Origin of the sequence: Streptomyces sp. NPDC018610 (genome assembly GCF_044391765.1) — a bacterium.
Taxonomy (GTDB): Bacteria; Actinomycetota; Actinomycetes; order Streptomycetales; family Streptomycetaceae; genus Streptomyces.
The window spans coordinates 365,461-391,328 of sequence record NZ_JBISAL010000004.1 but is presented as its reverse complement, the minus strand read 5'-3'; the positions used below and the strand labels follow the sequence as shown (position 1 = coordinate 391,328).

Here is a 25,868-nt window from a genome sequence, read left to right as displayed (position 1 = left end):
CGACGGGCAGATCTCGGTCCTAGCGGTCGGTCGTCGGCGTCGCCGTCGGGTGCCACTCGCGGCGGAGGAGACCGAAGACCCAGGAGTCGGAGACGTCGCCGTTCACGACGCAGTCCTCGCGGAGGGTGCCTTCGCGGACGAAGCCGAGCTTCTCCAGGACCCGCGCGGACGCCACGTTGCGGGTGTCGGTCTCGGCCTGGACGCGGTTCAGGTCCAGGGTGTCGAACGCCCACCGCAGGACGGCGTGCGCGGTCTCCGTGGCGTAGCCGCGGCCCCACGCGGCGACGTCGAAGACGTAGCCCAGGGACGCGCTGCGGAAGTCCGGGTTCCAGCCGGTCAGGCCGCACCAGCCGATGAACGCGCCGTCGGGGACGCGGTCGACGGCCACCCGCGCTCCCGTGCCTTCCTCCTCGATCGTCCGGCAGGTCGCGATGAAGCGCCGGGCGTGAGCCGGTTCGGTCCACGGCGGGGAGTCCCAGTAGCGCAGCACGTGGGCATCGCTGTGCAGCGCGTGGAGCGGCGCCGCGTCCGCGTCGGTGAACGGCCGCAGTCGCAGGCGGGCGGTGTGCAGCTCGGGGGTGGGCAAGGTCATGCGGAGCATCCTGCCGCGTCACACTCGCCCCCGGCCATCCGTTCGTCCGGACGGTCGGCGGCTCGTACGTCCGCGGTGACGCCGGACGCGTCGGACGGCCGGCGAGTGCGAGCCGGACATCGCGCGGGCGGCCCTGGTGCAAGAGGCGGAACAGCCCGTCCACCACCGGCCATGGGAGCCCCAGCGGTACCGCCTTCATCCAGTCGGCGGCGACTCGTCGATGGTGGTGTGACGATGCCGCCGCCCGACCTGATGTCAGGTGACAGGGGCGGCCGGCGTCGCTCGGTGCCGGTCGGCGAGAAGTCCGAGGCAACGTCGCCTTTGCTCCGTGTCTGTCGCCAGCTCCACGCCGACCTGGGCGAGGGCGATGGCGGCGTCGAGTACGGCGCGGTCCGCTCCGGGCGAGTCGCCGTACCGGGCGAAGGGCGTGGTGTGGTGCAGGGCGCCTCCGGTGTCGTAGCCGATGGTCGGGTGGAGCGCGGGCAGGATGTGGGAGACGTTGCCCATGTCGGTGGAGGCCATGACCTCGCCCCGGCGGTCTACGGGGTCGCGGCCGAGAAGGCGGGCCGCGCGGGTGTAGGCCTCGGTGAGGAAGTCGTCCTGGCGCAGGTCGGCGAAGTCGGCTCCGTGCGAGGTGAGTCGGAGTTCGGCGCCGGTGGCCAGGGCGGCCGCCTCCAGGCAGGCCCGCACCTTGCGGCGGACGTGGGCGAGGTCCTCGGTGGTACGTGCGCGCAGTTCGTAGCGCGCACGGGCGATGTCGGGGATGACGTTGACCGCGTGACCGGCTTCGAGGACGACGTCGTGGATCAGGGCGCCCGGCGGGAGTTGTTGGCGCAGCAGGCCGACCGCGGTGCGGGCGAGGGTGATCGCGTCCAGGGCGTTGATCCCTTCCCAGGGGGCGAGCGCGGCGTGGGCCGGCTTCCCGCGGTAGGTGACGTCCCAGGCTCCGATGGCCAGCGACGAGGCGCCGACGGAGTCCTCCGGTGCGGCGTGCGCCATGAACGCGGCGGCCACGTCGTCGAAGACGCCGGCCTCCAGCAGCAGTGCCTTGCCGCCGATGTCCTCCTCGGCGGGCGTACCGATGAGTTTCACGGTGATCCCGAGGACGTCGACGACGGCGGCGAGGCCGAGGGCGGCCCCGACCGAGGCGGCGCCGTTCACGTTGTGTCCGCAGGCGTGCCCGATGCCGGGCAGCGCGTCGTACTCGGCGCACAGCGCCACCACCAGCTCGCCGGTGCCGCGGGTGGCGACGAAGGCGGTCGGCAGGCCGGCCACCCCGCGGGTGACCGTGAAGCCGGCGTCCTCGGCGACGGCGGCGATCTTGGCGGCCGACTTGTGCTCCCGCATGGCTGTCTCGGGTTCGGCGTGCAGGCTGTGGCTGAGCGCGACGAGAGTCTTTCCGTGCGCGCGTACGGCGGCGGCGGTCTCGGCGAGGGCGCGCTCGCGCGCCTGTGAGATCGTGGTGGTCACGCGGTCCTCCCCGCGGGGACGGCGCCGGCTTCGGGTGTCAGGGGCGCGGACGGGGTGCGGAACAGCAGGCCGACGGCGGCTCCGGCGAGCGCCACGATCGCGCAGGCGGCCCATGCCCACCGGTAGCCCGCGTCGGTGACGGCTCCGTGGGCGGTGGTGTGGCCGGACCACAGGGCGCCGATCACGGCCGCCCCGATCGCCGCGCCGAGGGAGAGCGCCATCTCGTTGACGCCGACGGACAGCGCGGTCTCCGCCTCGTCGACCACCTCGACCGACAGGGTCCGGGTGACGGCTTCGAACATGCCGGTGGCCAGGCCCACGATCAGCGCGCCCGCCACGTACTGCGGCACCGAGGAGTGGAAGAGGACCAGGCTCAGGAACCCGATCGCGCCGACGCAGCCGCCGGCTCCGAGAACCGTGCGGTCACCGGTGGTTCGCGCCAGGCGTGGCGTCAGGGTGGAGCCGACGAAGCCGACGGCGACCATGGCGAGGGAGATCAGGGAGATGTCCTGGGCGCCGAGTCCGAGCCCGAACCCGTGGCCGTCCGGCTCGGTGCCGAGGTAGACGGCGTTGGCGCCGAGGAAGCCGATCGCGCCGAAGGCGATGCAGAACGTGTGGGCGCTGACCGCGGCGAGGCGGGGGTTGCGCAGCAGGCCGAGGTCGACCAGCGGATGCGCGGAGCGCTGCTCGACCCGGATCCAGGCGGCGAGCAGCAGCAGTGCCGCGAGGATCGTCAGCAGGGACCAGGCCGATGCCCAGCCCCAGGACGCGCCTTCGGTGAGGACGAGCATCAGGGCACCGAGACCGAGGGTCAGCAGCAGCGCGGCGGCGGAGTTGAAGCGGCCTGCGCGGGCGGTGGTGCTCGTCGGCAGGGCGATGGCGGCGGCCATCGCGAGGGCGCAGAAGGGGACCGCGGTCCACAGCCCGGCGAGGGCGTGCTCGTCGCTGAGTGTCCCGGCCACGTAGCCGCCGGCGCCGATGGACAGCAGCAACGCGCCGACCAGTACCGACATGCCGATCCGGCCGTGCTCGGGCGAGCGCGAGCGCAGGATGCCCGCGAGCAGCGGGAAGAAGCCGACCACGGAGCTCTGGAGCACCATGCCGACGGCCAGGCTGGCGGTGGTGGGCCACACGGCGATCGTCAGTGAACCGGCGGCGACCATGGCGACGGCGATCAGCAGCAGCCGCTTGTGGCCCCACATGTCGCCCCAGCGCGACAGCAGCGGGGTGAGGACGGCGAAGGCGACCTGCGACAGCAGGTACAGGTTGTTCTGGCCCACGCCGCCGATGCCGACGTGAGCGCCCACGACCGGCAGCAGCGGAGTCAGATACCCCTGGACGACACCACTGCAGACCACGACCACGCACATCGTCGCGATCAGTCCCCGGCCCCGGCTGATGGGGTTCGTCACGGTCTCACCCTCTTTCCCTTGGCTGGAATACGCGTGGTGGCTAGGGTGCGGCCGAGGTGCGAACGGGATGGGAAAACGACAGAAACCTTCGAGCGACAAGGGCTTGGTGTTGGAATCGGTCATGGTGAGCGAGCTGGATCTCGCTCTCGTACACGCGTTGCAGGTACGGCCCCGGGCGGCCTGGACGGATCTGGCCCCTCTGCTCGATGCCAGCGCGGTGACGCTCACCCGCCGCTGGCAACGGCTCACCGCGCGCGGACTGGCCTGGGTGTCGGCGGTGCCCGGACCGGTCTTCGCCCGCAGCGGCTGCACGGCCTTCGTCTTCGTCCGCTGCGTTCCCGGAGCCCGGCGGCGTCTGGCCGCGCGGGTGGCGGCGCTGCGGCAGGCGGTGACGGTCGAACTTCTCGCCCCGGGGCGCGCCGACCTCATGCTGGACGTGCTGGCGCCCGATCTGCCCGGCGTCCACCGCTTCGTCGACGAGGAACTGTCGGTGCTGCCCGACGTCCTGGAGGTGGAGTGCGTCGTCGCCACCTCCCTGTACCAGGAGGGCACCCGCTGGCGCCTCGGCTCCCTGGACTCCTCCCAGTTGTCCGTGCTGGGGCGGGCCGCGGGCCCGGACGGGGCGCCGGGTACGGCCGTGGACCTCGGGGAGGCGGATCGGGCCATGCTCGACGCGCTGGTGCGGGACGGGCGCGCCCGGTTGTCCGATCTGGCCGCGCTCACCGGCAGCAGCGCGGCGACCGTCCGGCGGCGCCTGGGCCGGCTCACCGCCGCGGGGGTCGTGGCGTTCCGCTGCGACGTGGCCCCGGCGGTGTCCGGTCTGCCGGTGTCCGTCACCTTCCGCGGCCGCGCTGCGGCCGGCGACGTCAACCGCCTGCACCGCACCCTCGCCACCCTGCCCGAGTGCCGCCTGCTCGCCGCCGTCACCGGCCCCGCCAACGTCCTCGCCACCTACTGGCTGCGCGACACCGGCGCCGTGCAGCAACGCGAGACCGCGGCCTGCGCCCATCTGCCGAGCCTGGAAGTCACCGACCGTGTTCTGGGCGTGCGCACCGTCAAGCGGATGGGGCATCTGCTGGACGACGACGGGCGGCGGGTGGGAGTCTGCCCGATCCGGCCTTGGTGAGGGCGGAACACGGGCGGGACGGCCGGGCAGCCGCAGATCGCGTCGAAGGCGGGGTCTTCCTGGGCGGGGTGGTTCGTCTCGCCGGCCGGCGGCTCGGTCCAGGCACGCAGGGTGCCGTCGGCCAGGTGCTCGCGCCAGGGTGCCGGTGGGGCGGGTCAGACGTGGATCGCGGGGGTGGACCGGAGCTTCGGAACCCAGCCGTTCTCCGTCTGTCGCGCGGCCTTGACGGTATTGGTCTGCGCCAATAACGTCTGTCTCGCACAAAACTCCACACGGATCAACACCGCCGACTCCCGAGGGAGTTGACGTCGCATCCACCGGCTCGGAGACGGGAGCCCGACGAGAGCCCGGCCGCCTGCCATCGCGGGACAGCCCGTCGACGGCGGCCCGGGCACCGGCCGTCGCCCCCGTTCACCGTGACCCGGATCCGCAAGGGCGCGTGCACTGCTCACCGTCGCTGGAGCTCACCGGAGGCGGCGCAGCGAACAGACACGATCATGTCCTTCCTTCGGAGGCCAGACCTATGCACATACCCCCCGCAAGGGCACGGCGCGGCGGCTGGAAGAGAGCGCTCTCTCTGATTCCCGTCGTCGTGATGACGGTGGCCGCGACCGTCACCACGACACTGAACGCCCAGGCGGCAGTGCCCCCGACACCGTCGGGCTTCACACTCACCTGGAGCGACGACTTCAACGGTGCGTCCGGCACCGGCATCGATCAGAGCCTGTGGAAGTACGACACCGGCCCGGGCAGCAGCTTCGGCACCGGCGAGATCGAGACGATGACCAGCAGCACCTCGAACGTCCACTACGACGGTCAGGGCCATCTGGTGCTCCAGGCCCTGCACTCGGGTTCCGACGCACGCAGCGGTTGGACGTCCGGGCGCGTGGAGACCCAGTCGGCGGGCTTCGGCGCCCCGGCCGGCGGCGTCGTACGCATCGAGTCCGTCCTCCAGCAGCCCAACGTCACCACCGCCGACGGCGCGGGCTACTGGCCGGCGTTCTGGATGCTCGGCGCGCCGCTGCGCTCCGGGGTGACCTGGCCGAAGTCCGGCGAGGTCGACATCATGGAGGACATCAACGGCCGCGGCTCCGTCTTCAGCACCCTGCACTGCGGAGTGAACCCGGGCGGGCCGTGCAACGAGTCGACCGGTATCGGTTCGGGTGAACGCCCCTGCCCGGGCTGCCAGACCGGCTTCCACGACTACGCGGCGGAGATCGACCGCTCGGTGTCGCCGGAGCAGATCAGGTTCTACCTCGACGGGAACAACTTCTTCACCGTCAACGCCAACCAGGTGGACGCCACGACCTGGTCCGACGCCGTCGACCACCCCTTCTTCATCATCTACGACCTGGCGATCGGCGGCGGCTTCCCGGACGCCTTCGGCGGGGGCCCGAACGCGTCCACGGTCTCCGGCGGCAAGCTCGTCATCGACTCGGTGGCCGTCTACAACAAGGCGCCCGGCTCCGGAGGCGGTGGCGGCGGCGGTTCGGTGAGCGGCCAGACGATCACCGGACCCGGCGGCAAGTGTGTGGACGTGGCGGGTGACGACACCGGCGGCGACGGCACCGCGGTCCAGCTCTGGGACTGCCAGTCGGCGGCCAAGGACCAGCACTGGACCTGGAGCGGCCAGACCCTGCAGACCCTCGGCAAGTGCCTGGACATCGCCGGCGGCAACAGCGCCGCCGGTACGAAGCTGCAGCTCGCCACATGCAACAGCGGTGGCTACCAGTCATGGGTGCGGCAACCCGACGGCTCGCTGCGGAACCCGACCAGCGGCCGGTGCGTCGACTCGCCGTCGGGGGCCACCGCGAACGGCACACGCCTGCAGATCTGGGACTGCAACGGCTCCGCGGCCCAGAAGTTCGCCATCGGCACCCCGATCTACGGACCGGGCGGCAAGTGCGTGGACGTGGCGGGTGACGACACCGGCGGCGACGGCACCGCGGTCCAGCTCTGGGACTGCCAGCAGGCCACGTCGCTCGACCAGAAGTGGACCTGGAACGGCCAGACCCTGCGGACGCTGGGCAAGTGCCTGGACATCGCAGGCGGTGTGAACGCGGCCGGTACGAAGCTGCAGCTGGCCAACTGCAACGGCGGCGGCTACCAGAACTGGGTCGCCAACGCCGACGGCTCGATGTCCAATCCGACCACCGGCCGGTGCGTCGACTCGCCGTCGGGGGCCACCGCGAACGGCACACGCCTGCAGATCTGGGACTGCAACGGCTCCGGCGCCCAGCACTTCTCACTGGCGTGAGCCGCCAGAACACCGTCTGAATCGAGGAAAGGACACGTCGGAGGGGTGCGCCTCGACCGGTGCGGCCCTCCGGCGTATCCGCCGCGCGGGTGACCGCCGGGTTCCACGTCGCGCGAGCCGGCCCCGCACGGGCGCCGTCACGGTCCGCTTCCGCGCTGGATCCACCTGCGTTGTGGCCGACTTGCCCGGCGGAGGAGCCTCCCGCCGCGCCGACTGCGCGCCACCGACGTGCCGCACAGTCGGGGCTTCGTCCTCTCCGAGGAGGAATGTGGGCAGACGGCGCCGGGGTCGGCCGCCCGCCCTGCGGGAGTCGCCCACCGCGCGGGCTGGTGGGCATCGCCGGGCAGCCCATCGGGAGATCGGAGGCCACGTCGTCCGAAGCCCCTCGTTTCCTTGCGGGCGCGATGCTCACGGATCGCATGGACGGGTCCGGACCGCCGGCCCCGTGCGCGGTCGTAGGCGCTCGCCCTGCGGTCCGAACATGATCAGGTACTCGACCGGACCGCCGCGGCCGGTGTTCGCCACCCCGTGCGGGGTGCGGGTGTCGAACTCGGCGACGTCCCCCGGGGTCAGGACGAGGTCCTGGTCGCCGAGCGCGAGCCACAGCCGCCCGTAGAGGACGCACAGCCACTCGTAACCGTCGTGGGAGACCTGACGGGGGCGCGCGGGCGGGTCCTCACGGGCGGGCAGCACATGCTTGTGGGCGTGCAGGCCGCCGACGTAGCGGGTCAACGGCAGCACCGCCTTGTCGTCGCCGAAGCTCAGGGGCGCCGTGGCGCGCGGCTCGGCCGCGGGGGCGGGCGCCGTGCCGGCCAGCTCGTCCAGCGAGACGCCGTACTCCTTCGACAACTGCAGCAGCACCTCCAGGGTGGGCTTGCGCCGGCCGGTCTCGATCCGGGACAGCGTGCTGGTCGAGATGCCCGTCGTGCGGCTGACACCGGCGAGCGTCGCGCCGTGCCGCTCGCGCGCGGCCCGCAGCCGGGGCCCCATCGAGGCCGGCGTGCCGTCCACCTCGTCGACCGCCACCTTCCCGCTCCTTCCCACCGTGCCGCTCCAGCCCTCTGTCCTGGCAGTTTGCCAGGCCGGCAAGGCTCATCGCGTCGGACAGGCGCCGCGCCGCATGATCGACGGGTAGCCGCGTCCGCCGCGAACCGAGGAGAAGGCCCATGGAGCCCGAGCCGACCACCGAACTCCGCCACCGCACCGTCGAGGGCCCGGCCGGGCGCCTGCACCTGGTCGAGCAGGGCGCCGGCCCGCTGGTCCTGCTCGTGCACGGCTTCCCGGAGTCCTGGTACTCCTGGCGTCGTCAGCTCCCGGCCCTGGCCGCGGCCGGCCACCGGGCGGTGGCGATCGACGTGCGCGGTTACGGCCGCTCCTCCAAGCCGGAGGCGACCGACGCCTACCGGATGCTCGACCTGGTGGAGGACAACGTCGCCGTCGTGCGCGCCCTCGGCGAGGAGAACGCGGTGGTCGTCGGCCACGACTGGGGCTCCAACATCGCCGCCGCCTCCGCCCTGCTCCACCCCGAGGTCTTCCGCGCCGTCGGCCTGCTGAGCGTGCCCTACGCGCCGCCCGGCGGCCCCCGCCCCACCGAGGTCTTCGGCCGGATCGGCGGTCCCGAGCAGGAGTTCTACGTCTCCTACTTCCAGGAACCCGGCCGCGCCGAGGCGGAGATCGAGCCCGACGTCCGGGGCTGGCTCGCGGGCTTCTACGCGGCCCTGTCCGCCGGCACCATGCCCGTCCGGGGCGAGGCCGACCCGCACTTCGTCGCGCGCGACGGCGGCCGGCTGCGCGACCGCTTTCCCACGGGGGTCCTCCCGGTCTGGCTGAGCGAGGACGACCTCGACGTCTACGCCGGGGAGTTCGAGCGCACGGGGATCACCGGCGCACTCAACCGCTACCGCAACATGGACCGGGACTGGGAGGACCTCGCCCCGCACCGCGGAGCCCCGATCACGCAGCCGTCCCTGTTCATCGGCGGCGTCCTGGACGCCTCGACCACCTGGATGTCCGACGCCGTCGACGCCCACCCCACCACCCTGCCCGGCCTGTCGGCCTCCCATCTCTTGGACGGCTGCGGCCACTGGACCCAGCAGGAGCGCCCCGCCGAGGTCAACCGCCTGCTGACGGACTGGCTCGCCACCCTCCGGGGCTGAATCAGGCGGGCGGGCCGACCCCACCGCCCGAACAGCGTGGGACGGGGCCCCACCGCCGGGCCCCGCTCCCTGATCCGGCCTGATCCCGATGAAAGACCCTAGTCGGGGGTGTGGGCGCGGATGCGGGCGAGGAGGGCTCGCAGGTGGGCGCGGTCGTCGTCGTCCAGGGCCGCGGTCGCCTCGGCGAGGGCGAGGCGGTCGATCTCCTCCGCCTCGCGGTGGCAGCGCAGCCCTTCCTCGGTGAGCCGGACCAGCAGCGCCCGCCGGTCCCGCGGGTGGGGGATCCGCTCCACCAGGCCGTCGCGTTCCAGGCTGTCCACGATGGTGGTGGCGGTACGGGCCGCGATGCCCGCCATCTCGCTCAGTTCCCGCATCCGCAGCGGTTGCCGGGCCCGGGCCAGCATGCGCAGGGCGCGCAGGCGGGCCACCGAGGCGCCCTTCTCCCGCAGCCGGGCTTCCACGAACTGCCGCAGCCGGTACGTCGTCTCGTACAGCTCGTCGACCAGGACGTCGCTGCTGCCTTGCACTGCCATGGTGCCCAGTCTCCCGTGTCCCGCGCCGCCCCTGCACGTGCCCCGTGTCGGCCGAGCCACTGCCGCACCGCGAGAAAGCGATGTACTGAGCAAACACATAGTGAGTATGCTCAGTATATGCGACGACGACTCACCTTGTTCCCGGCCGCCCCGTCGTTCCGGCTCAGCCAGCGTCTGGTCGTCCCCGTCGTGTGTGTCAGCGTGACGTTCATCGCGATCGTCGACGGAGCGATCACCACCGTGGCGCTGCCCTCGATCGCCCGTCAGTTCGGGCTTTCCGTCACCGACTTGGACGGCGCGGTCGTCGTCTACCCGGTATGCCTGGCCATGGCCATCCCGGCCTCGGCGTGGCTGGTCGAGCGATTCGGCGGCAAGCGCGTCCTGCTCACCGCCCTGGCCGGTTTCCTCGCCTCGTCGCTGCTGTGCGGGGCGGCGCTCGGGATCGGTCAGCTCGTCGCCTACCGCGCGCTGCAAGGGCTGTCGGCCGGCGTGCTCTTCCCGGCCTCCACCGCGCTGCTGTTCGGCACCTTCACCTCGGCCGAGCAGATACGCGTCTCCCGCTACATGATCGTCCCCCAGCAGATCGCTCCGGCCGCCGCCCCGGTCCTGGGCGGCCTGCTCGTGGACGACCTGTCCTGGCGATGGGTCTTCTACGTCAATCTGCCGGTGGGCCTGCCCGCGCTGCTGTTCGGCGCGCTGTTCCTGGCGGACGGCCGCGGCAGCCGGCCGGGCCGCTTCGACCTGCCCGGCTTGCTGCTGAGCGCGGGCGGCTTGAGCGCGGTGATGTTCGGCGTGTGCGAAGGGCCCGACCGCGGCTGGTCCTCCCCCGCCGTGCTCACCTCCCTCGCGTCCGGGACGGTCCTGCTGACCGCCGCCGTGGCCGTGGAGTTGCGCACGGACCGGCCCGCGATACGGCTGCGCCTGTTCGCCGACCGGCTGTTCCGGGACACCAACCTGATCAACCTGGTCGGCCTGGTCCCCATCATGGGCACCCTGTACCTGACCCCGCTCTTCCTCCAGCAGGCCCAGGGCCGTTCGGCGCTGGAGTCGGGCCTGACGACCTTCCCCGAGGCATTCGGCGTGCTGCTGACCGTCCAGCTCTCCGGCGCCCTGTACACCAGGGTCGGCCCACGCGTCATCGTCGGCTGCGGACTGACCGGTGTCGGCGCGGTACTGCTGCTGTTCGCCCGCTGCGACACGGACACCGGCCTGTGGACCTTCCGCGGTCTGATGTTCCTGTTCGGGGCGGCGATCGGCTGCTTCTTCATCCCCACCACGGTCGCCTCGCTGTCCACCGTCGAGCGGGCGGACCTGCCCCAGGCCACCATGCTGAACACCGTCGTACGCCAGACCGGCGGCGCGCTCGCGCCCGCGGCGGTCACCACGGCACTCGTACTGGGCACACCGTCGGCCGCCGGCGACGTACCGCCGCCGGCGGCCTATCAGCACTCCTATCTCGCTCTGGCCGCGATCGCGGCGGCGACGGCGGTCTTCGCCTTCACCCTCCCCGACGGCCCCGCCCGCGCCGCCGCCCGCGGCACCGCCGGTCACACCGCCGGCACATCCGGCCGGCCCGCTCTCCCGCGGCAGCGACAGGACCGGGTCGACTCCTGAGACCCCCCGGGGATCAGGAACGCGCCGGGAGAAGAGCGCCACCCGCACGGCGGCCGCGCGAGACCGTATGAGGCCTCCGGTCGGCTGGACCGAACGTTCCGGTCCGCCCGCGCGTCGCCCAACGGCGGTGTCACAGCAGGAACCGAAGCAGAGGTCAGCTGTCCTGGATCGTCAAGCCGTCGACACTGCCCGCCAGTTGCGTACCTGGCGGGCAGGAGCATTCAGGTGGGCGAGGTCGGCACCGACCCCGGGGGAGTTTCTGGCACCGGTCGGTCAGTAGGCGGAGTTGACGTTGTCGATGGAGCCGTAGCGGTGGGCGGCGTAGTTGGCCGCGGCGGTGATGTTGGCGACCGGGTCGGTGATGTTCTGGGAGGTGCCGGAGACGTGGTACGCGTTGAAGGTGGGCTGGATCACCTGGAGCAGGCCCTTGGACGGGATGCCCTTCTGCGCGTTGACGTCCCAGTTGTTCTGGGCGTTCGGGTTGCCGGAGGACTCGCGCATGATGTTGCGGTGCAGGCCCTCGTAGCTGCCGGGGATGCCCTTGTCCTTCATGATGGCCAGGGACTGCTTGATCCAGCCGTCGAGGTTGTTCGCGTGGCCGCTCTTGCCGGTGGCGGCGTGGGTGTCGTGCGAGGCCGAGGCCACGGTGGCGGCCTTGGCCTGGACGGGCTCGGCGGCCTGCGCGGTGGTGGGCATCAGGGTGATGGCGGCGGCCGCGGCGCCGGTGGTGGCGATGCCGGTGAGGGCGAGGGTGCGCAGGCGGGCGGCACGGGGGGTGCGGGTGGCGATCATGAAGGGAAACTCTCCAGGGGGATCGTCGTCGTGGCGCCGGCCGTCGGGGTCCGGGGCCGGCGTCGGGGCGGCGGTGCCCCGCTGTGTTCCGAACCGGTGGGCCGCGGCGTGATCCGCCGGTCCCGTTCGTCGTGGCTCGGAGCAACGACAGCCATGGTTAGCGGCGGACCGGGCGGGGTGCAAAGGTGTGACGTACTACCCCGCTACGGAGTCCCAGATGTACCGGTTTCGGATGTGCCCGTCGCTGATGCCGATCCGGACCTACGAACCCCGGTAGGACGTGATCCGGCTCCTATGGGTGGCGTCACAGAAAAGGGCCCCGACGGGGACGTCATCATCCGAGCCGCACACCGGGCGCTCCCCCGCCTCGGGGCCGGCAGCCGTCCGGCTGCCGGCCCGGCGCCACACCCGCACGGCGCGGGTGCCGGCCTGGCCGCGCACCCGCACGGCGCGGGCCTGTCGGCGATGTGACGCTCGCGCCGCGGGACGTCACGCGGGGCGTGATCGTCCTCGGTCGCCCGACTCGTGGCCCGTGCGGTTCTCCGTCGGCGGGTCGGCGGCGTGGCTCGGAGAGGTGAAGAAGGACGCGGGCGACAGGTGGGCGGCCGCACACCCGCACACCCCCAGCCAGCCGACGGCGAACAGCCAGCCGCCGACGACGTCCGTGAACCAGTGCACGCCGAGGTAGATCCGGGTCAGTCCGACCAGCAGACCCCAGCCGCACACCGAGAGCCGCAGCGCCGTACCGCCACGCGGCGCCCGGAGGGTGAGCGCCACGATCAGCAGGCCGGCGGTCAGCGCGGCCGTGGTGGTGTGCCCGGAGGGGAACGCCCACCCGCTCGCGTGCGCCCGCCAGTCGCCCCGCGGTGGACGCGGCCGGTGGACCAGTTCCATGACGCCGTACCGCAACAGCTGGCCCAGGCCGAGACAGGCGAGGCCGGCGACGGCGGCGAACAGCCGGGAGCGCGTCGTGCGCCCCGCGATGGCGCCGGCCAGCCCGGCGAGGACGTAGGGGACGGCGCCGCTGCCCGTGGCGGTCACCGCACGGGCCAGTGCCACCGCCGCCTCCGGACGGTGGTCGACGGACCGTATGAGGAAGCCGTCGTCCGGCCACAGCGGTGCGCCGGACCGGCCGGTGACGACCAGCGTCAGGACGGTGAACGCCGCCCACGCGCCGAGGCCGACGCTGCCCGCCAGATCGGCGGTGTCCCTGCGGTTCATGAGCCGGACAGCAGCAGCCGCAGGGGCGCGGCCGCCGTCAGTCGCCGGGCCAGCGCCGCCGACCGGCGGTTGACCAGCGGCATCAGGGCGAGTGCGACGAGCCCGCCCACGACCAGCCCGGCCAGCACGTCGTGCGGATAGTGCACGCCGACCCAGACCCGGGAGGCCGCCATGGCAGCAGCCGTCCCGCAGGCGACCGCGCCCAGCCGACGCGAGACGAACAGCAGCGCCACGGCGGCCGCGGCGGCGATCGCCGCGTGGTTGCTCGGGAACGACCAGTCGCCGTGCGCCGGGCACGCCTCGAGGGTCCGCACCCGCAGGCTCTGGCACGGCCGGTCCTCGTGGACGGCCGTTTTCAGGAGGTCGTTGACGCCGTACGCCAGCACCACGGCCGCCGGGACGGCCAGCGCCGACACCGCCGTCGCGGCCCCCGTACGCCGGGCCCGCCACCAGGCCAGGACCATGAACAGAGCGAACACCGCCAGTCCGTACGTCGACCACACCTGGATCACGGTGTCCAGCCAGCCCGGCGAGCGCTGGGCGAGGTCGACCACGTCCCGGTACGCGGAGCCGTCGACCGACGCTCCTCCGAACGCGAGCGTCATCCGCGGGACCCCCTCACCTGAGGGCGCCTGCGACCGCGGAGCAGCTCGGCGGCGAGCGGGATCAGGGAGACCAGTACGACCAGCGCGACCAGGGGCAGCAGATAGCGGTCCACGTCGGGGACGGAGGAGCCCAGAGCGTAGCCCGCCAGAGTCAGGCCGACGCTCCACACCAGGCCGCCGACGACCTGCCAGACGGTGAACTCACGGGCGGACACGCCCAGCGTTCCGGCGAGCGGATTGAGCACGGTCCGCACCACCGGCACGAATCTCGCCAGGACGATCGCCTTCGCGTGCCCGTATCGCGCGAGCATTTCCTCGGCTCTCCTCACCCCCTCGTGCAGGCGCGCCGAGCGGCTGCGGGCGAGCAGGGCGCCGGCCGCGCGGCGTCCGATCAGGTAGCCGCACTGCGCACCGGCCAGCGCGCCGAGGACCGCGGCGGCCAGCAGCGGCGCGAGGGACAGCTTCACTCCGTGCTGCCCGGTGCCGGTGCACAGCAGGCCCGCCGTGAACAGCAGGGAGTCGCCCGGCAGGAAGAACCCGATCAGCAGCCCCGTCTCGGCGAACATCACCGCGCCGACGCCGAGCACGCCGAAGGCGGCCAGCAGCGACTGCGCGCTGAGGGGATTCACCGCGAGCTGCGACGATAGGACCACGGATGCGGTCATCGGCAGAGTTCCTTTCTGTGTGGGCGACCGTGAGCACGACGCCTCGACCGTCTACAATGATGTAGACGGTCTACAGCACTGTAGACGATTGCGGGGGTGAGGACGTTCCCATGGGCACCCGAAAGGACGAGCACCTGAGCGGCGAAAGAGACGAACGCAGACCGGCCGGTGAGCTGGAGGCCGCGGTAATGGCCGCGCTGTGGGCCGCCGGCGTCCCGCTCACCCCGGCCCAGGTTCAGGCGGAAGTGGCCTCGGACCTGGCCCGGACCACGGTGACGACGATTCTGACCCGTCTGTACGAGAAGGGGACCCTGGACAGGGAGCGGCAGGGCCGCGCCTACGTCTACCGGCCGCTGCAGGACCCGCACGGCCTCACCGCCCTGCGCATGCACAGCGAACTCAACCGCGACAGCGACCGGGAGACCGTACTGGCCCGGTTCGTCGCACAGCTCAACCCCGACGACGAGCAGGTCCTGCGCCGGCTGCTGGAGGACGGCCGATGAGGATCGCCCTGCTCCTGGTACCGCTGTTCCTGCCCTGGGCCGCGGCCCTGCCGGCCCGCCGGCTCCTCGCTCGCAGCGCCCCGGTGGCCGCCCTGTGGACCCTCACCGTCTCGGCGCTGCTCCTCGCGGCCGGCACCGTCGCGGCGCTGGGCACCCTCACACTGACCGGCCTGCTCAAGATTCCGGCCTTCGCCGCCCTGGGCGAACTCGTGCACCCGCTGCGCACCCCCTCGGTCCGCCTGGTGCTGCCCCTGGCCGCGCTCGCCGCCGGCCTGCTCGCGCTCGCGGTGCTCACCCTCGGGCGTTCGGCCGTGCGGCAGGTCGCCGGGCTGCGCGCCGCCCGCTCCCAGGCCCGCCGGCCCGCGGCGGGCGACCTGTGCGTCATCGACTCCCCCCGCCCCGACGCGTACGCGCTGCCCGGGCGGCCGCACCGCATCGTCGTCACCACCGCCATGCTGCGCAGCCTCGACGCGCGCGAACGCCAAGTGCTGTTCGCCCACGAGCGCGCTCACAACACCGGCGGTCATCACTATTTCCTGGTCGCGGCAGAGGTCGCCGCCCACTGCCACCCCGCCCTGCGGCCGGTCCGCGAGGCCATCCGACTGGCCGCCGAGCGCGCCGCCGACGAAGCCGCCGCGACCGTCGTCGGCGACCGCCACCTCACCGCGCGCGCCATAGCCCGCGCCGCCCTCGCCGCACACACGGCGGACACCGCCCGGCCGGCGGTGACCCCGGCGGCCACCTCCGGTCCCGTGCCCCAGCGCGTCGCAGCCCTGCTGTCGCCACCGGCCGCCCGTTCACCGCGCGCCATCTCCTGGGTCGCCGCGCTGCTGACCGTCTGCACGCTGCTGTCCTGCACCACCGCCGCGTCCGGGGCGCTCGGCGTCCACCAGGACATCGAGATCGCCCAAGGCGAGGCGACCGGCCGTTGAGCCGCCTTCACGGGGCGGCGCGTCCGGTCCGCCGACAGCCGCGCGAGCCGTCTCCCCGACACGTCTTCCCGTGCCGACCCGCCACGGTCCGCTCCCCCGGGCGCCTTCATCGTCACCATGGCCGCTCCTGGTCAAGGCGCGTGCATGCAGCAGCGTGAGCGGCACGCGGCCCCGTAGCCGGGTGTATGTTCGCGCAAGAGGTCCGCCGAACGCCTCGCCCACCAGGCCTCTCCGCGCCGTCCGGGGCGTACGCGCGGCACCGATGACGGCGCACCGAAGGACGGGCACGGGTGAACATCGCGACGGACGACCTCTCCGGTCCCGAGATCGCCGTCTTCCTCGAGGAGCACGTGCGTCAGTTGCGGTCCGTCTCGCCGCCGGAGAGCAAGCACGCGCTCGACCTCGACGCTCTGCGCCGGCCCGAGATCACGTTCTGGTCGGTGCGGGACGGCGAGATGGTGGTGGGCTGCGGTGCGATCAAGAGGCTGGACGCGGACCACGCCGAACTGAAGTCGATGCGGACCACGGCGGCCCGCAAGCGGAGCGGGATCGCGTCCTTGCTGCTGGAGCACATCATCGCGGAGGCTGGGCGCATGGGGTTCACGAGGCTGAGCCTGGAGACGGGGTCGGCCGAGTTCTTCCTGCCCGCCAGGAGGCTGTACCGGAAGTTCGGGTTCACGCTCTGCGAGCCGTTCGCGGACTACCGGCCGGATCCGAACAGCACCTTCATGACGAAGAGGCTCTGAGCGACCTCGCCCGGCAGCGACCGTTTCCGCCCGCCGCGGACGGAATCGCGTGATGAGCCCTTGTCCCGGATCTCGATCAGCAGTGATCATGACCGCCATGAACAGCCGCCCCCAAGGGGAGACACCCAGCAGCAGTGATCCTCAACTGTCAGACGATCACGCAGCGAGTGCGGCGTAGTGCGCGAGCGCGAGTGCGGGTCAGCCCCGGAAAGCTGGTGAGGAGCTCCGAGTCCGGGTGGGCGAGGAGTGCTTCCTCGGTGGCCGTCGACGGTTCCGTCCTGGTCCGCCAGGGCGATGCCGTGCTGGTTCCCGGCCCAGGACGCTGTCGAGTGCGGCATCGTTTGTCTGAAGCGCCACCGGCCGTGGCTACGAGGTGCGGCACGGTCGGCGGTCCGATATGAGGCGACCGGGCTGGTCGCGGTCATCAACGAGTGGCTGTGGCCACACATCCGCACCGGCTTTTTCGTCAACCCTTTGCCGAGGAGCCGACGGGGCAGCTAAATTCTTCCAGCCGTCCGATGTCGTGGGCCGGCTATGTCGACGAGGAGGTGTGGAGCACGTGCGCACGAGTGCCCAGGTGTTGAGTCCGCGTACTGACCTTTGCCACTGCCTCACGACGGAGACACCTTGTCGTTTCGCATCACCCCACTGACCGACCCCGTTCACGGCCCGAACAGCCGGCGTCTCGCATGGCTGGCGTCCGGCGCCGATTCCATTCCCGTCGGGACCGCCTTTCTGCGCCTGTTCAACAGTCCCGGACAGGAGCACCTGGCCGAACTGACCCTCGGTGTCCATCCCGCAGAACGACGCAGGGGCGTCGGTTCCCGGCTCGTCGACGCCGCCGTGGCCGCTGCCCGGGCCGATGCCCGACGCTGCGTCATCGCGCAGGCCGAGGCCGGATCGCCGGGCGACCACTTCCTGCCGGCGCTCGACTTCAGGAACGTCCTCACCCTGAGGTTCTCCCGCTTGCCGCTCGCCGACGCGGACACCACCGCCCTCGCCCGCATCATCGAGCGTCCGCATCCCGGATACCGGCTGATGTCGTGGTACGGAACCGTGCCCGACGCACTCGCCGAGACGTTCGCCGCCTCACGTCGCGCCATGGACGACATGCCCATGGACGAGACCGACTACGGCACGGTGACCTGGGACGTGGACCGTGTCCGGGCCGCGGCGAAGGCTGTCGAGCAGCGTGGCGACCACCTGCACACCGTCGTCGCCGTCGACGCCTCCGACGGCTCGATCGCCGGGTTCACCGAGCTGGTCGTCCCCGGCGACGGCGAAGGCGACGGCCAGCACTACGGCACCGGTGTGTTGCCCGAGCACCGCGGACACGGCCTCGGCCGATGGATGAAGGCCGAGTCGATCCGGCATGTCCGTGAGCGCTATCCGGACCTCGGGGGCCTGCTGACGGACACCGCCGACAGCAACACACACATGAGACAGATCAACGACAGCCTCGGCTACACGCCCACGCACACGACACACCAGTACCAACTCGACCTCTAGCGGCGGACAGACGGGCCGGATCTGGACATCACATCGTCCGGCCCGTCCATGCTCTCGACACACGGCCCAGCACACTCCGTCGTTTCACATCGGCCTCCTCGCCCTTCGGGCGCCGTCGGCGGGCAGCCGTGGCCTGGTCATGACGCTACGGCCGGGCGGGCCGACCGGGCAGGGCGCACGAGCCGGCCCTGCGGGCGGCCTCGACATCGCCGGCGTCGACCGGTCCCGTCCTCGACCAGCGGCTCCCTGACGGCCGTACGACGGAACGCCGGTGCCCTGCTGAGACGCCGACCCGCGCGCCAGTGGCCGCGGCCGCTCCCGCTCATGTCCCTGGCCGGAGTGAAGGAGTAAGGACAGGGTGCGGTGCGGACAGCTGTGGCCGGCACACCGGCGGGAGTTCCAGGAGACACCCATCCCAGCCGCATCATGATCCGCTGGACACGCTTCAGCCGACAGGCGTGCCGATCTTGTCGTGTTCGAGCGCGACGCGCAGTCGTCGCAGCGCCTGCGCCGTGGCCTGCAGCTGTTCGGGGTCGAGCGCTGCTTGGACGAGTCCGCTGATGGTCGCGAACGTCTTCTCCGCGTCGTTGACGAGTTCGGTGCCGGCGTCGGTGAGTTCGAGCAGCGAGGAGCGGCGGTCTGCGGGATTGGGGATGCGCCTGACCAAGCCGCGCCCTTCGAGGCGGTCCATCCCCTTGCTGGTCGCTCCGACCCCGATCGCGAAGAACCCCGCGAGGTCGCCGACGCGTGCGCCCGGGTGATCGCGCAGATAGCGGAGGAACTCGAACTGTGAGGCCGCGATCCCGTGGCGGTCGCGCATCTGATCGTTGAGCGCGTTGTACAGGCGTGTCTCACACCGCACCAGATCACTGAAGAACGTCACAGTCGTCACCCTACCCTCTTAGATGCCGCGGCATATATATTACCTTCCACGGCATACAGTTTAGTGACGTACCTCTGGAGGAGCACAGCCATGAGCAAGGCACAGCGGGCGGCGGTCGACGCCATGCTGAGGCGGGGCCCGCAAGGCTTCATGCCGCGGCCCGTCGAGCAGATGCGCGGCGACTTCACGGCGTTGATGGCGCTGTTCCCGGTGCCGGACGTGCGCACGTCCGGCACCGTGCTCGGCGAGCGGCCCGCGGTACTGGTCGAACCGGAGGGCGAGGCACGCCCGGGCACCCTCCTCTACTTCCACGGCGGCTCGTTCTCCCTGGGATCGCCACAGACGGCGATGGGGCTGACCGCCGGCCTGGTCGCCCGTACCGGGTTCCGTGCGCTGTCGCTCGACTACCGGCTCGCGCCGGAACATCCGTTCCCCGCCGCGATCGAGGACTGCCTCGCCGCGTACCGGTCACTGCTCGACGACGGGGTCAGCCCGGAATCCGTCGCGTTCGCCGGCGACTCGGCCGGTGGTGGCTTGACGGTGACGACCACCCTCGCCGCCAAGAGGGCCGGACTGCCCATGCCCGGCGCCATCGTCGCGTTCTCCCCCGGCCTCGACCACACCCGCTCAGGCGCCAGCATGGACACCAAAGCCGGGATCGACCCCTTCTTCACCCGCGAGGGCATGGCCCACACCGGCGACTGGTACCTCGGCGGACAGGACCCGAACCAGGAACTGCTCGCGCCGGCCGTCCTGGCCGACCTCACCGGCTTCCCGCCGCTGCTGCTGCAGGTCGGCACGAACGAACTGCTGCTCGACGACTCGGTGCGCCTCGCCGAACGAGCCCGGGACGCCGAGGTCGACGTCATCCTGGACATCACGGCCGGAGTACCGCATGTCTTCCAGTCCTTCATCGGCCAACTCGACGAAGCCGACCACGCACTCGACCGCGCCGCCCTGTTCCTCACCCAGCGCCTCAGCGCCTGAAGGAGAACTCCGGACGACGAGACCGGCAGGCGCCCGCCGGCCGTCAAGCTCTCGTGGCAAGCGGGCGAGATCCTCTGGCCGAGGTCATCGGCGGCCGGGGCGGCGGTCGCGCTGACCGGTGAGGTGACGGCGGCGCGGCCGCAGACGGCGGTGGGCCCGCTCCTGGCCGTTGCCCACTTGCGGTGGGGCATGCGGAGCGGGCCCGTGTGTACGACCGCCCGGGACGCGGCGGACAGGCTCACACGTCTCGCAGGAACCGCCGCCACCCGTGACAACGCGGCACGGTTCACCGGACTGGTCCGGGCTACATCGCCTGTGTGCCCACGACGGTCAGCAGCGCGAGCTTCTCGGCGGTGTCGGTACCGGCGCGTGGGGTGAACCAGAGCAACCGCCGGCGGCCGTCCTCGCTGAAGAGGCTGAGGCAGTTGAGGTCCAGCACGCCAACGGTGGGGTGGACGATCCGCTTGCGCTCGTCCCTGCGCACCTCCACGTCCTGGTCGGCCCAGAGCGCCTCGAACTCCGGCGACTGCCGCAGCAACTCGTCCACCAGCTCGGTCGCCTCGGTGTCGCCCGGGCCGCGCCGCCCGACCGCCGCGCGCAGGTCGGCAACGAACGAGCGTGACTGCGGGGCGAGGTCCTCCTGCGGGTAGATCCGCCGCGAGGCCGGGTCGGTGAACCATCGGTGGATGAAGCTCGCCGCGCGGCCGTGGTGCGCGGACAGGTCGCCGAGCATCGCGATGGCGAGCCGGTTCTGGACCAGAACGGTGTGCAGGTCGGTGCTCACCATCGCCGGGGTCCCGTCGATCCGTGTCAGCAGGTCGAGCATCGCGGGGTGGACGTGTGACGCCGTCCCGCCCTGGTGCGGGATCGGGCGGTTCGCCAACCGGTACAGGTGGTCACGCTCGTCGCGGCTGAGGCGCAGGGCGCGGGCGAGCGCGGCGAGCATCTGGTCGGAGGGCTGAGAGCCGGCACCGCGCTCGAGCTCGGTGTAGTACTCCACCGAGGCGCCGGCCAGCACGGCGACCTCGTCGCGACGCAGACCGGGGACGCGGCGCCGCGGGCCGGGCGCGAGCCCGACCTCCCCGGGGCGGATCCGCTCGCGCCGCGAACGCAGGAAGCCACCGAGTTCGGAGTACCGCGTGTTCGACATAGGCACAGCTTCCCTGGGTGGCCACGTCGATGCCAGGGGATGTCGTCCCCACCTTCGGCAGCAACTGTCGCGGGCCCGCGCCGCGCCACAGAGTGGACGCCATGAACGCCTCACTCACTGACACACTCACTGACTCCGGCGCATCGCCGGTCGCCGGAAGGACGGTCCTGATCACCGGTGGCACGAGCGGAATCGGGGCCGCGACCGCTCGGCTCCTGCTCCTGCGTGGCCACCGGGTCGCGGTCACCGGGCGCGACCCCGGTCGGCTCAAGGCCTTCCTCGACGAAGTCGGCCACGCCGACCGCGTCCTGGGCCTGGTGGCAGATGCCTCCGACTGGGACAGCACGCACGCGGCGGTCGCCGGCACGGTGGAGCGCTTCGGTGCGCTCGACGCGGCGATCGCGAACGCGGGCGGCGCGTCCGCGGATCACTTCCGGACGGGCGGTGCCGGCGTCATCGACGGCGGCGATCCGGAGCTGTGGGCACCGATGGTGCTCGCCAACGTGCTCGGCCCGGCTCTGCTGGCCAAGGCGGCCCTGCCCCACCTGGAGCAGTCCCACGGCCGGCTGGTGCTCATCGGCAGCGTGGCCGGAATCAAGAACAGCCCGGGCAACCTCTACTCCGCCACGAAGTGGGCGGTGGTCGGCTTCGCCGAGAACCTCCGCCTGCACGCCACGACCCGCGGCATCGGAGTCACGGTCGTGAACCCAGGCATGATCGACACCGCGTTCTGGCACGGCCAGGCTCCCCCCATCGCGATGAGCCCGGATTCGGTGGCCGAGGCGATCGGCTTCGCGCTCGACCAGCCGGCAGGCGTCGACCTCAACACGGTGACGATCCGTCCGATCGGCCAGCCCGCCTGACCCCGTGCGGGCGGGCAGCGTGCTCACTGCTGCACCGTTCTTCGACGTGTCCCGCGACACCCGTCGCATGCGCTCGTTGACGGCGGCGGAAGGCGGCATGGAGGACGCGTCCCCGCGCCCGCCGCCCGGCCGGCCCCGGTGGCGAGCGGGTGACGCCGGGGGCGGGAACGCGACATGGAGGTTGCGCGGGTCCTGGCGCGCGTGCCCGTCCCGCCCTCGAACTGCACCACACCTACCCGGAATTCCCTTCTGGACGCATCCGCCCGACGCGGTCCACGGACAGTTCGCCGGTCAGACCGGTAGGGCCCTGCCGATCTCGGCAGGGCCCTACCCGGGGGTGCGTGCGGTGTGTCAGGTCACCATCGGTACCAGCGGCCGCGGCCGCCGCCCGTGTTGGTGGAACGCATCACGAAGCCGAGCAGCCACACCACCAGGACGATCAGCGCCACCCACCACAGGATCTTCAGGGCGAAGCCGGCGCCGAAAAGGATGAGCGCGAGAAGCAGGACAAGCAAAAGGGGAACCATCGTTATCTACCTCCTGCCCTCCGATTGCCCTGCATTGCTGTTCGCATTCCTCGGCAACACCTTTGTTTGCGGTGAGAAAGGCGGGGCACGAGCCGGTTACCGCCGCGAGCGGACACTACGAGGAGGCTGTCTTTCATGAGTGCCGGCGAAAAGGCGAAGGCGAAGACCGAGCAGGCCGAGGGCAAGGCCAAGGAGGCCGTGGGCAGCGCCCTCGGCAACGATCGTATGGCCGCCGAGGGACAGGCCGAGAAGAGCACCGGCGACGCCCGCGAGGCCAAGGAGAAGACCAAGGACGCGTTCAAGCACTGACGTCCTCGGTCCTCGATCGCCGCAGTACCTCACGAGAAGAGTGGGAGCCTTCCTTACGTCAGGAAGGCTCCCACTCTTCTGTGTCGTCACGGTTCAGCGATTTCCGGTCTCCGGTCGGCGGCTGTTCGAGCACCGACGGCCGTCGCGGATCGATGGGGAGGCCGGGCAGCCGCGTTCCGTCGGCACGGGGCGGAGAGCCTGATCACCGCCACGGCTGTGACCGCCGCCGACGAGACGTGAAGCTGCTCCGCCGTGCGGCCGAGATGCGGTCCTGCGGCCGGAGTCAGGAAGATCCCGATGCCACGCGGCTCCGCATGAGCCCTCTGATCCAGACGCGAGGCCCTATACGGGCTCAAGGTCGTCGTGGATGGTCAATGCTCCGGCGAGGTCGAGATCGGCGACAGTGCCGTGTGCGCCGGCGCGGACGAGCAGCACCGCGCCGAGCGCGGTGCTCCAGAACGTCCTGGTCTCCACATCGAGCGGTCGACGGGCCCTCCAGCCGCGGCCGTCGATGAGCCGGCTCACGAAGCGCTCGGATTGCCGGAACAGCAGCTGGAGGTGCTGGTCGACCACGGGGGCGAGTTCGGGCTTGGAGATCCCGGCGGCGAGTGCTCGCGCGACCGACGGGAGCGAGGGCATGGCCAGTACGGCGCGGGCGATGTTGCGTCGAAACGCCGCCGCATCGGGGGCTTGCCGCCCGATGCGCTCGATCCGTCGGGCGTCGTGCAGCAGGCCGAGGAAGGCGGCGTGCACGAGCAGCGAGTCCTTGGAGCCGAAGTAGTAGGTGACCTGGTTGGGGAAGACGCCCGCCGCGTTCGCGATCTCCGCGACGCTCACCTCGGCGCCGGGCCGCTCCTTGCAGAGCTCCGCAGTGGCCTCGATCAGCCGGCGCCTCGTCGCGCGACCGCGGTCACGCGAGCGCGCCGACGTCGACCGGGCTTCGGTCCGCTGCTTCTCCACGCCGGAATTGTATGTGATACAACAGGGTTCCATTCACTTGTATCGCATACAAGAAAGGGCCATGGGTATGCACGGGACCGAAGTCGTCGTGACGGGACTCGGCGCGATCACACCACTCGGTGGAGACGTGGAGTCCACCTGGACAGCCCTGCTCGCCGGCGAGTCCGGCATCCGCCGAGCCGTCCTGCCAGGCCAAGAGGACACCGGCCTTCCCTGCGCCGTCGCGGGGACGATGGCGGTCGACCCCGCCGAGTCGCTACCGCCCGTGCAGGCCAGGCGGCTCGACCGCTCGCAGCAGGCAGCCCTCACCGCGGCGGCGGAAGCCTGGGCCGATGCCGGTGCCCCGCGGGTCGATCCGGACCGGCTCGCCTCATCGATCGGCACGGGCATCGGGGGCGTACGGACGCTGCTGAAGGAAGACGACGTACTGGAGGCGGCCGGGGCGCGGCGCGTCTCGCCCCGCACGGTGCCGATGCTCATGCCCAATGCCGCGGCGGCGCTGATCAGCATCGAGTACGGCGCACGGGCCGGGGCCTACACGCCCGTCTCGGCATGCTCCTCCGGCGCCGAGGCGATCGCCCTGGGAGCCCGGCTGATCCGCGCCGGCGAGGCGGACGTGGTCATCGCGGGCGGGACCGAGGCCGCGATCACGCCGATCACCGTCGCCGGCTTCGCCCAGGCGCAGGCTCTGTCGCGGTACACCGACGAACCCGCCTCGGCGTCACGGCCGTTCGCCGCGGACCGCAGCGGCTTCGTCCTCAGTGAAGGCGCCGCTGTCGTGGTGCTCGAAAGCGCCGAGCACGCCGGCGCCCGGGGCGCCCGCGTCCACGCGGTACTCGCGGGCGCCGGCATCGCCGCCGACGCTCACCACATCACGGCGCCCGCTGCCGACGGCTCCGGTCAGATCTCGGCCATGCGGAAGGCCCTCGCGCAAGCCGGCCTGGCTCCCGAGCGGATCAGCCACATCAACGCCCACGCCACCGGAACTCCGGTCGGCGACGTGGCCGAGGCGCACGCGATCAGGGAGGTCTTCGGCCGGGCCACCGTGACGGCCCCCAAGGCGGCGCTCGGCCATCTCTTCGGTGCCGCCGGCGCGATCGAAGCGCTCATCGCCGTCCTCAGTGTGGAGCACGGCGTCGTCCCGCCGACTCGCAACCTCACCGCGGCCGGCGTCGATCCCGACATCGGCCTCGATGTCGTCGCAGAGCGACGAGACGTCCCCCAGGACGCCGTGCTCAGCAACTCCTTCGGTTTCGGCGGACAGAACGTCTCACTCATCGTCACCGGCGCACGGCACATGGCACGGTGACCGGCACCTGGCCTTCCTCGGTCCGAGCCGACGGTGACTCATCGAGCCGTACGGCAGGACCGTAGCCTCGGGGCAACGGCCGGCACTCGCGTACGAGGCCCTGGGAAGCGCGCTGGGCTCCCCAGGTCCGGGCCGCACCACCCATGAGCTACCGGGCTCGGCCCGATGCCCGGGCACCGGTCAGTTCCGCTACGCGACCAGCGGTCTCCTCCGGCAGAACAGGCGGCTCGCCCGCGGTCCAGAGAGTGCGCACGGACATGTGGCTGATGCGCCAGCCGCTGTCGGTGCGTCGGAACTTCCCCTCGTAGACGCCGCCCACCGTGAAGAGGGGGTTGGCGTCCTCGCCCCGCGCACGGAGCGTGGAGTCCAGGTGGACGTGGGTCATGTGGGCGTTCCAGGAGGCATCGGCCGTCCTCGCGCCCGGTTCGGCCCGGACCACGACGTCGGAGGAAAGGTGCAGGGTGGCGGCGAACCGACCGACGGACTCCTCCACCTGGCGTATCGCCTCGGCGCCTTCGGCCACGCCGAGCGGCGTCGTGGTCCGCGCGTCTTCGGTGAAGTAGGCCCCGGCCCAGCTCTCCTCGAACCGCCGCTCGTCCATGGCGCGGAAGAAGCCGCTGATGACGGTGGTGATCTCGAAGTGGTCCCGGAGAGTGGACGTGCCACTGATCTCATGCATGTCTCGATCATCGGGTCTCAAGCGCGCTTGAGGTCAAGACGCCGCCTTCCGTCCCGTCGAAGACGTGG

The 25,868-nt window shown here is 71.9% G+C and carries 26 protein-coding genes; 12 read left to right on the top strand and 14 right to left on the bottom strand.

The window, feature by feature from the left end:
- Window positions 1–19: 19 nt before the first annotated feature.
- The 3 genes from ACH5A8_RS13620 to ACH5A8_RS13610 form a co-directional block, all read right to left on the bottom strand.
- A complete protein-coding gene (locus tag ACH5A8_RS13620; protein ID WP_399001298.1) occupies window positions 20–592 on the bottom strand; it encodes a GNAT family N-acetyltransferase in 573 nt (190 codons plus the stop codon).
- Window positions 593–847: 255 nt separating this feature from the next.
- Window positions 848–2,062 carry a M20 family metallopeptidase gene (locus ACH5A8_RS13615; RefSeq protein WP_399001296.1) on the bottom strand — a complete coding sequence of 405 codons (1,215 nt, stop codon included), beginning with the start codon at window positions 2,060–2,062 and terminating at the stop codon, window positions 848–850.
- On the bottom strand, window positions 2,059–3,474 hold the full coding sequence (locus ACH5A8_RS13610) for an MFS transporter (protein WP_399001294.1): 1,416 nt from the start codon (window positions 3,472–3,474) through the stop codon (window positions 2,059–2,061). The genes ACH5A8_RS13615 and ACH5A8_RS13610 overlap by 4 nt, the downstream gene beginning before the upstream one ends.
- A 121-nt stretch (window positions 3,475–3,595) precedes the next feature.
- Between ACH5A8_RS13610 and ACH5A8_RS13605 the strand changes: the two genes are divergently transcribed.
- Complete coding sequence (locus ACH5A8_RS13605; protein WP_399001292.1) at window positions 3,596–4,600, top strand: Lrp/AsnC family transcriptional regulator; 1,005 nt, start codon at window positions 3,596–3,598, stop codon at window positions 4,598–4,600.
- A gap of 595 nt (window positions 4,601–5,195) precedes the next feature.
- Window positions 5,196–6,857 (top strand): ricin-type beta-trefoil lectin domain protein, encoded by a 1,662-nt coding sequence (locus tag ACH5A8_RS13600; RefSeq protein WP_399001290.1) that lies wholly within the window; start codon window positions 5,196–5,198, stop codon window positions 6,855–6,857.
- A 408-nt stretch (window positions 6,858–7,265) separates the two neighbouring features.
- Here the strand turns inward: ACH5A8_RS13600 and ACH5A8_RS13595 are convergent, their stop codons facing one another.
- The gene (locus ACH5A8_RS13595) at window positions 7,266–7,883 is read right to left on the bottom strand and encodes a helix-turn-helix domain-containing protein (RefSeq protein ID WP_399001288.1); all 618 of its coding nucleotides are present in this window, start codon (window positions 7,881–7,883) and stop codon (window positions 7,266–7,268) included.
- A 140-nt stretch (window positions 7,884–8,023) separates the two neighbouring features.
- On the opposite strand from ACH5A8_RS13595, the gene ACH5A8_RS13590 reads away from it, so the two are divergent.
- The gene (locus ACH5A8_RS13590; RefSeq protein ID WP_399001286.1) at window positions 8,024–9,013 is read left to right on the top strand and encodes an alpha/beta fold hydrolase; all 990 of its coding nucleotides are present in this window, start codon (window positions 8,024–8,026) and stop codon (window positions 9,011–9,013) included.
- Window positions 9,014–9,111: 98 nt separating this feature from the next.
- Here ACH5A8_RS13590 and ACH5A8_RS13585 read toward each other — a convergent pair whose 3' ends face one another.
- On the bottom strand, window positions 9,112–9,546 hold the full coding sequence (locus ACH5A8_RS13585; protein ID WP_399001284.1) for a MarR family winged helix-turn-helix transcriptional regulator: 435 nt from the start codon (window positions 9,544–9,546) through the stop codon (window positions 9,112–9,114).
- A 201-nt stretch (window positions 9,547–9,747) separates the two neighbouring features.
- On the opposite strand from ACH5A8_RS13585, the gene ACH5A8_RS13580 reads away from it, so the two are divergent.
- Window positions 9,748–11,160, top strand: coding sequence for a DHA2 family efflux MFS transporter permease subunit (locus ACH5A8_RS13580; RefSeq protein ID WP_399001514.1), 1,413 nt, complete (start codon window positions 9,748–9,750; stop codon window positions 11,158–11,160).
- A 273-nt stretch (window positions 11,161–11,433) separates the two neighbouring features.
- Here the strand turns inward: ACH5A8_RS13580 and ACH5A8_RS13575 are convergent, their stop codons facing one another.
- From ACH5A8_RS13575 to ACH5A8_RS13560, 4 genes are all read right to left on the bottom strand, one after another.
- Window positions 11,434–11,952 carry a transglycosylase SLT domain-containing protein gene (locus tag ACH5A8_RS13575; protein WP_399001282.1) on the bottom strand — a complete coding sequence of 173 codons (519 nt, stop codon included), beginning with the start codon at window positions 11,950–11,952 and terminating at the stop codon, window positions 11,434–11,436.
- Between the two features lie 489 nt (window positions 11,953–12,441).
- Window positions 12,442–13,173, bottom strand: a complete 732-nt coding sequence (locus ACH5A8_RS13570; protein ID WP_399001280.1) for a phosphatase PAP2 family protein — start codon at window positions 13,171–13,173, stop codon at window positions 12,442–12,444.
- Complete coding sequence (locus ACH5A8_RS13565) at window positions 13,170–13,778, bottom strand: phosphatase PAP2 family protein (RefSeq protein ID WP_399001278.1); 609 nt, start codon at window positions 13,776–13,778, stop codon at window positions 13,170–13,172. The genes ACH5A8_RS13570 and ACH5A8_RS13565 overlap by 4 nt, the downstream gene beginning before the upstream one ends.
- The gene (locus tag ACH5A8_RS13560; RefSeq protein WP_399001276.1) at window positions 13,775–14,443 is read right to left on the bottom strand and encodes a DedA family protein; all 669 of its coding nucleotides are present in this window, start codon (window positions 14,441–14,443) and stop codon (window positions 13,775–13,777) included. The genes ACH5A8_RS13565 and ACH5A8_RS13560 overlap by 4 nt, the downstream gene beginning before the upstream one ends.
- A gap of 110 nt (window positions 14,444–14,553) precedes the next feature.
- On the opposite strand from ACH5A8_RS13560, the gene ACH5A8_RS13555 reads away from it, so the two are divergent.
- The 4 genes from ACH5A8_RS13555 (at window position 14,554) to ACH5A8_RS13540 (ending at window position 18,133) form a co-directional block, all read left to right on the top strand.
- The gene (locus ACH5A8_RS13555) at window positions 14,554–14,946 is read left to right on the top strand and encodes a BlaI/MecI/CopY family transcriptional regulator (protein WP_399001274.1); all 393 of its coding nucleotides are present in this window, start codon (window positions 14,554–14,556) and stop codon (window positions 14,944–14,946) included.
- Window positions 14,943–15,878 carry a M48 family metalloprotease gene (locus ACH5A8_RS13550; protein ID WP_399001272.1) on the top strand — a complete coding sequence of 312 codons (936 nt, stop codon included), beginning with the start codon at window positions 14,943–14,945 and terminating at the stop codon, window positions 15,876–15,878. The genes ACH5A8_RS13555 and ACH5A8_RS13550 overlap by 4 nt, the downstream gene beginning before the upstream one ends.
- Before the next feature lie 290 nt (window positions 15,879–16,168).
- Window positions 16,169–16,624, top strand: coding sequence for a GNAT family N-acetyltransferase (locus tag ACH5A8_RS13545; protein ID WP_399001270.1), 456 nt, complete (start codon window positions 16,169–16,171; stop codon window positions 16,622–16,624).
- Window positions 16,625–17,251: 627 nt separating this feature from the next.
- Window positions 17,252–18,133 (top strand): GNAT family N-acetyltransferase, encoded by an 882-nt coding sequence (locus tag ACH5A8_RS13540; protein ID WP_399001268.1) that lies wholly within the window; start codon window positions 17,252–17,254, stop codon window positions 18,131–18,133.
- Window positions 18,134–18,578: 445 nt separating this feature from the next.
- On the opposite strand, the gene ACH5A8_RS13535 is transcribed toward ACH5A8_RS13540, so the two are convergent.
- Window positions 18,579–19,016, bottom strand: coding sequence for a MarR family winged helix-turn-helix transcriptional regulator (locus ACH5A8_RS13535; RefSeq protein ID WP_399001266.1), 438 nt, complete (start codon window positions 19,014–19,016; stop codon window positions 18,579–18,581).
- A gap of 90 nt (window positions 19,017–19,106) precedes the next feature.
- On the opposite strand from ACH5A8_RS13535, the gene ACH5A8_RS13530 reads away from it, so the two are divergent.
- A complete protein-coding gene (locus ACH5A8_RS13530) occupies window positions 19,107–20,003 on the top strand; it encodes an alpha/beta hydrolase (RefSeq protein WP_399001264.1) in 897 nt (298 codons plus the stop codon).
- 304 nt (window positions 20,004–20,307) lie between these two features.
- Here ACH5A8_RS13530 and ACH5A8_RS13525 read toward each other — a convergent pair whose 3' ends face one another.
- Complete coding sequence (locus ACH5A8_RS13525; protein ID WP_399001263.1) at window positions 20,308–21,153, bottom strand: helix-turn-helix transcriptional regulator; 846 nt, start codon at window positions 21,151–21,153, stop codon at window positions 20,308–20,310.
- Window positions 21,154–21,254: 101 nt separating this feature from the next.
- Here ACH5A8_RS13525 and ACH5A8_RS13520 point away from each other — a divergent pair, with 101 nt between their 5' ends.
- Window positions 21,255–22,016, top strand: a complete 762-nt coding sequence (locus tag ACH5A8_RS13520; protein WP_399001512.1) for an SDR family oxidoreductase — start codon at window positions 21,255–21,257, stop codon at window positions 22,014–22,016.
- 356 nt (window positions 22,017–22,372) lie between these two features.
- On the opposite strand, the gene ACH5A8_RS13515 is transcribed toward ACH5A8_RS13520, so the two are convergent.
- On the bottom strand, window positions 22,373–22,543 hold the full coding sequence (locus tag ACH5A8_RS13515; RefSeq protein WP_399001261.1) for a hydrophobic protein: 171 nt from the start codon (window positions 22,541–22,543) through the stop codon (window positions 22,373–22,375).
- A gap of 135 nt (window positions 22,544–22,678) precedes the next feature.
- On the opposite strand from ACH5A8_RS13515, the gene ACH5A8_RS13510 reads away from it, so the two are divergent.
- Complete coding sequence (locus ACH5A8_RS13510; protein WP_399001259.1) at window positions 22,679–22,852, top strand: CsbD family protein; 174 nt, start codon at window positions 22,679–22,681, stop codon at window positions 22,850–22,852.
- Between the two features lie 342 nt (window positions 22,853–23,194).
- Here the strand turns inward: ACH5A8_RS13510 and ACH5A8_RS13505 are convergent, their stop codons facing one another.
- On the bottom strand, window positions 23,195–23,812 hold the full coding sequence (locus tag ACH5A8_RS13505) for a TetR/AcrR family transcriptional regulator C-terminal domain-containing protein (protein ID WP_399001257.1): 618 nt from the start codon (window positions 23,810–23,812) through the stop codon (window positions 23,195–23,197).
- 67 nt (window positions 23,813–23,879) lie between these two features.
- Between ACH5A8_RS13505 and ACH5A8_RS13500 the strand changes: the two genes are divergently transcribed.
- Window positions 23,880–25,121: a beta-ketoacyl-[acyl-carrier-protein] synthase family protein gene (locus tag ACH5A8_RS13500; RefSeq protein ID WP_399001509.1), complete on the top strand. Its 1,242-nt coding sequence runs from the start codon at window positions 23,880–23,882 to the stop codon at window positions 25,119–25,121.
- Window positions 25,122–25,269: 148 nt separating this feature from the next.
- Here the strand turns inward: ACH5A8_RS13500 and ACH5A8_RS13495 are convergent, their stop codons facing one another.
- On the bottom strand, window positions 25,270–25,800 hold the full coding sequence (locus ACH5A8_RS13495; RefSeq protein ID WP_399001255.1) for a nuclear transport factor 2 family protein: 531 nt from the start codon (window positions 25,798–25,800) through the stop codon (window positions 25,270–25,272).
- Window positions 25,801–25,868 lie beyond the last annotated feature (68 nt).

What these genes read in the sequence shown, in the direction of transcription:
- ACH5A8_RS13565 (WP_399001278.1), bottom strand. Translation starts at nt 13,778, where the DNA reads ATGACGCTCGCGTTCGGAGGAGCGTCGGTCGACGGCTCCGCGTACCGG.
- ACH5A8_RS13510 (WP_399001259.1), top strand. Translation starts at nt 22,679, where the DNA reads ATGAGTGCCGGCGAAAAGGCGAAGGCGAAGACCGAGCAGGCCGAGGGC.
- ACH5A8_RS13570 (WP_399001280.1), bottom strand. Translation starts at nt 13,173, where the DNA reads ATGAACCGCAGGGACACCGCCGATCTGGCGGGCAGCGTCGGCCTCGGC.
- ACH5A8_RS13590 (WP_399001286.1), top strand. Translation starts at nt 8,024, where the DNA reads ATGGAGCCCGAGCCGACCACCGAACTCCGCCACCGCACCGTCGAGGGC.
- ACH5A8_RS13585 (WP_399001284.1), bottom strand. Translation starts at nt 9,546, where the DNA reads ATGGCAGTGCAAGGCAGCAGCGACGTCCTGGTCGACGAGCTGTACGAG.
- ACH5A8_RS13525 (WP_399001263.1), bottom strand. Translation starts at nt 21,153, where the DNA reads ATGTCGAACACGCGGTACTCCGAACTCGGTGGCTTCCTGCGTTCGCGG.
- ACH5A8_RS13575 (WP_399001282.1), bottom strand. Translation starts at nt 11,952, where the DNA reads ATGATCGCCACCCGCACCCCCCGTGCCGCCCGCCTGCGCACCCTCGCC.
- ACH5A8_RS13530 (WP_399001264.1), top strand. Translation starts at nt 19,107, where the DNA reads ATGAGCAAGGCACAGCGGGCGGCGGTCGACGCCATGCTGAGGCGGGGC.
- ACH5A8_RS13520 (WP_399001512.1), top strand. Translation starts at nt 21,255, where the DNA reads ATGAACGCCTCACTCACTGACACACTCACTGACTCCGGCGCATCGCCG.
- ACH5A8_RS13515 (WP_399001261.1), bottom strand. Translation starts at nt 22,543, where the DNA reads ATGGTTCCCCTTTTGCTTGTCCTGCTTCTCGCGCTCATCCTTTTCGGC.
- ACH5A8_RS13495 (WP_399001255.1), bottom strand. Translation starts at nt 25,800, where the DNA reads ATGCATGAGATCAGTGGCACGTCCACTCTCCGGGACCACTTCGAGATC.
- ACH5A8_RS13605 (WP_399001292.1), top strand. Translation starts at nt 3,596, where the DNA reads ATGGTGAGCGAGCTGGATCTCGCTCTCGTACACGCGTTGCAGGTACGG.
- ACH5A8_RS13560 (WP_399001276.1), bottom strand. Translation starts at nt 14,443, where the DNA reads ATGACCGCATCCGTGGTCCTATCGTCGCAGCTCGCGGTGAATCCCCTC.
- ACH5A8_RS13620 (WP_399001298.1), bottom strand. Translation starts at nt 592, where the DNA reads ATGACCTTGCCCACCCCCGAGCTGCACACCGCCCGCCTGCGACTGCGG.
- ACH5A8_RS13600 (WP_399001290.1), top strand. Translation starts at nt 5,196, where the DNA reads ATGACGGTGGCCGCGACCGTCACCACGACACTGAACGCCCAGGCGGCA.
- ACH5A8_RS13550 (WP_399001272.1), top strand. Translation starts at nt 14,943, where the DNA reads ATGAGGATCGCCCTGCTCCTGGTACCGCTGTTCCTGCCCTGGGCCGCG.
- ACH5A8_RS13500 (WP_399001509.1), top strand. Translation starts at nt 23,880, where the DNA reads ATGCACGGGACCGAAGTCGTCGTGACGGGACTCGGCGCGATCACACCA.
- ACH5A8_RS13555 (WP_399001274.1), top strand. Translation starts at nt 14,554, where the DNA reads ATGGGCACCCGAAAGGACGAGCACCTGAGCGGCGAAAGAGACGAACGC.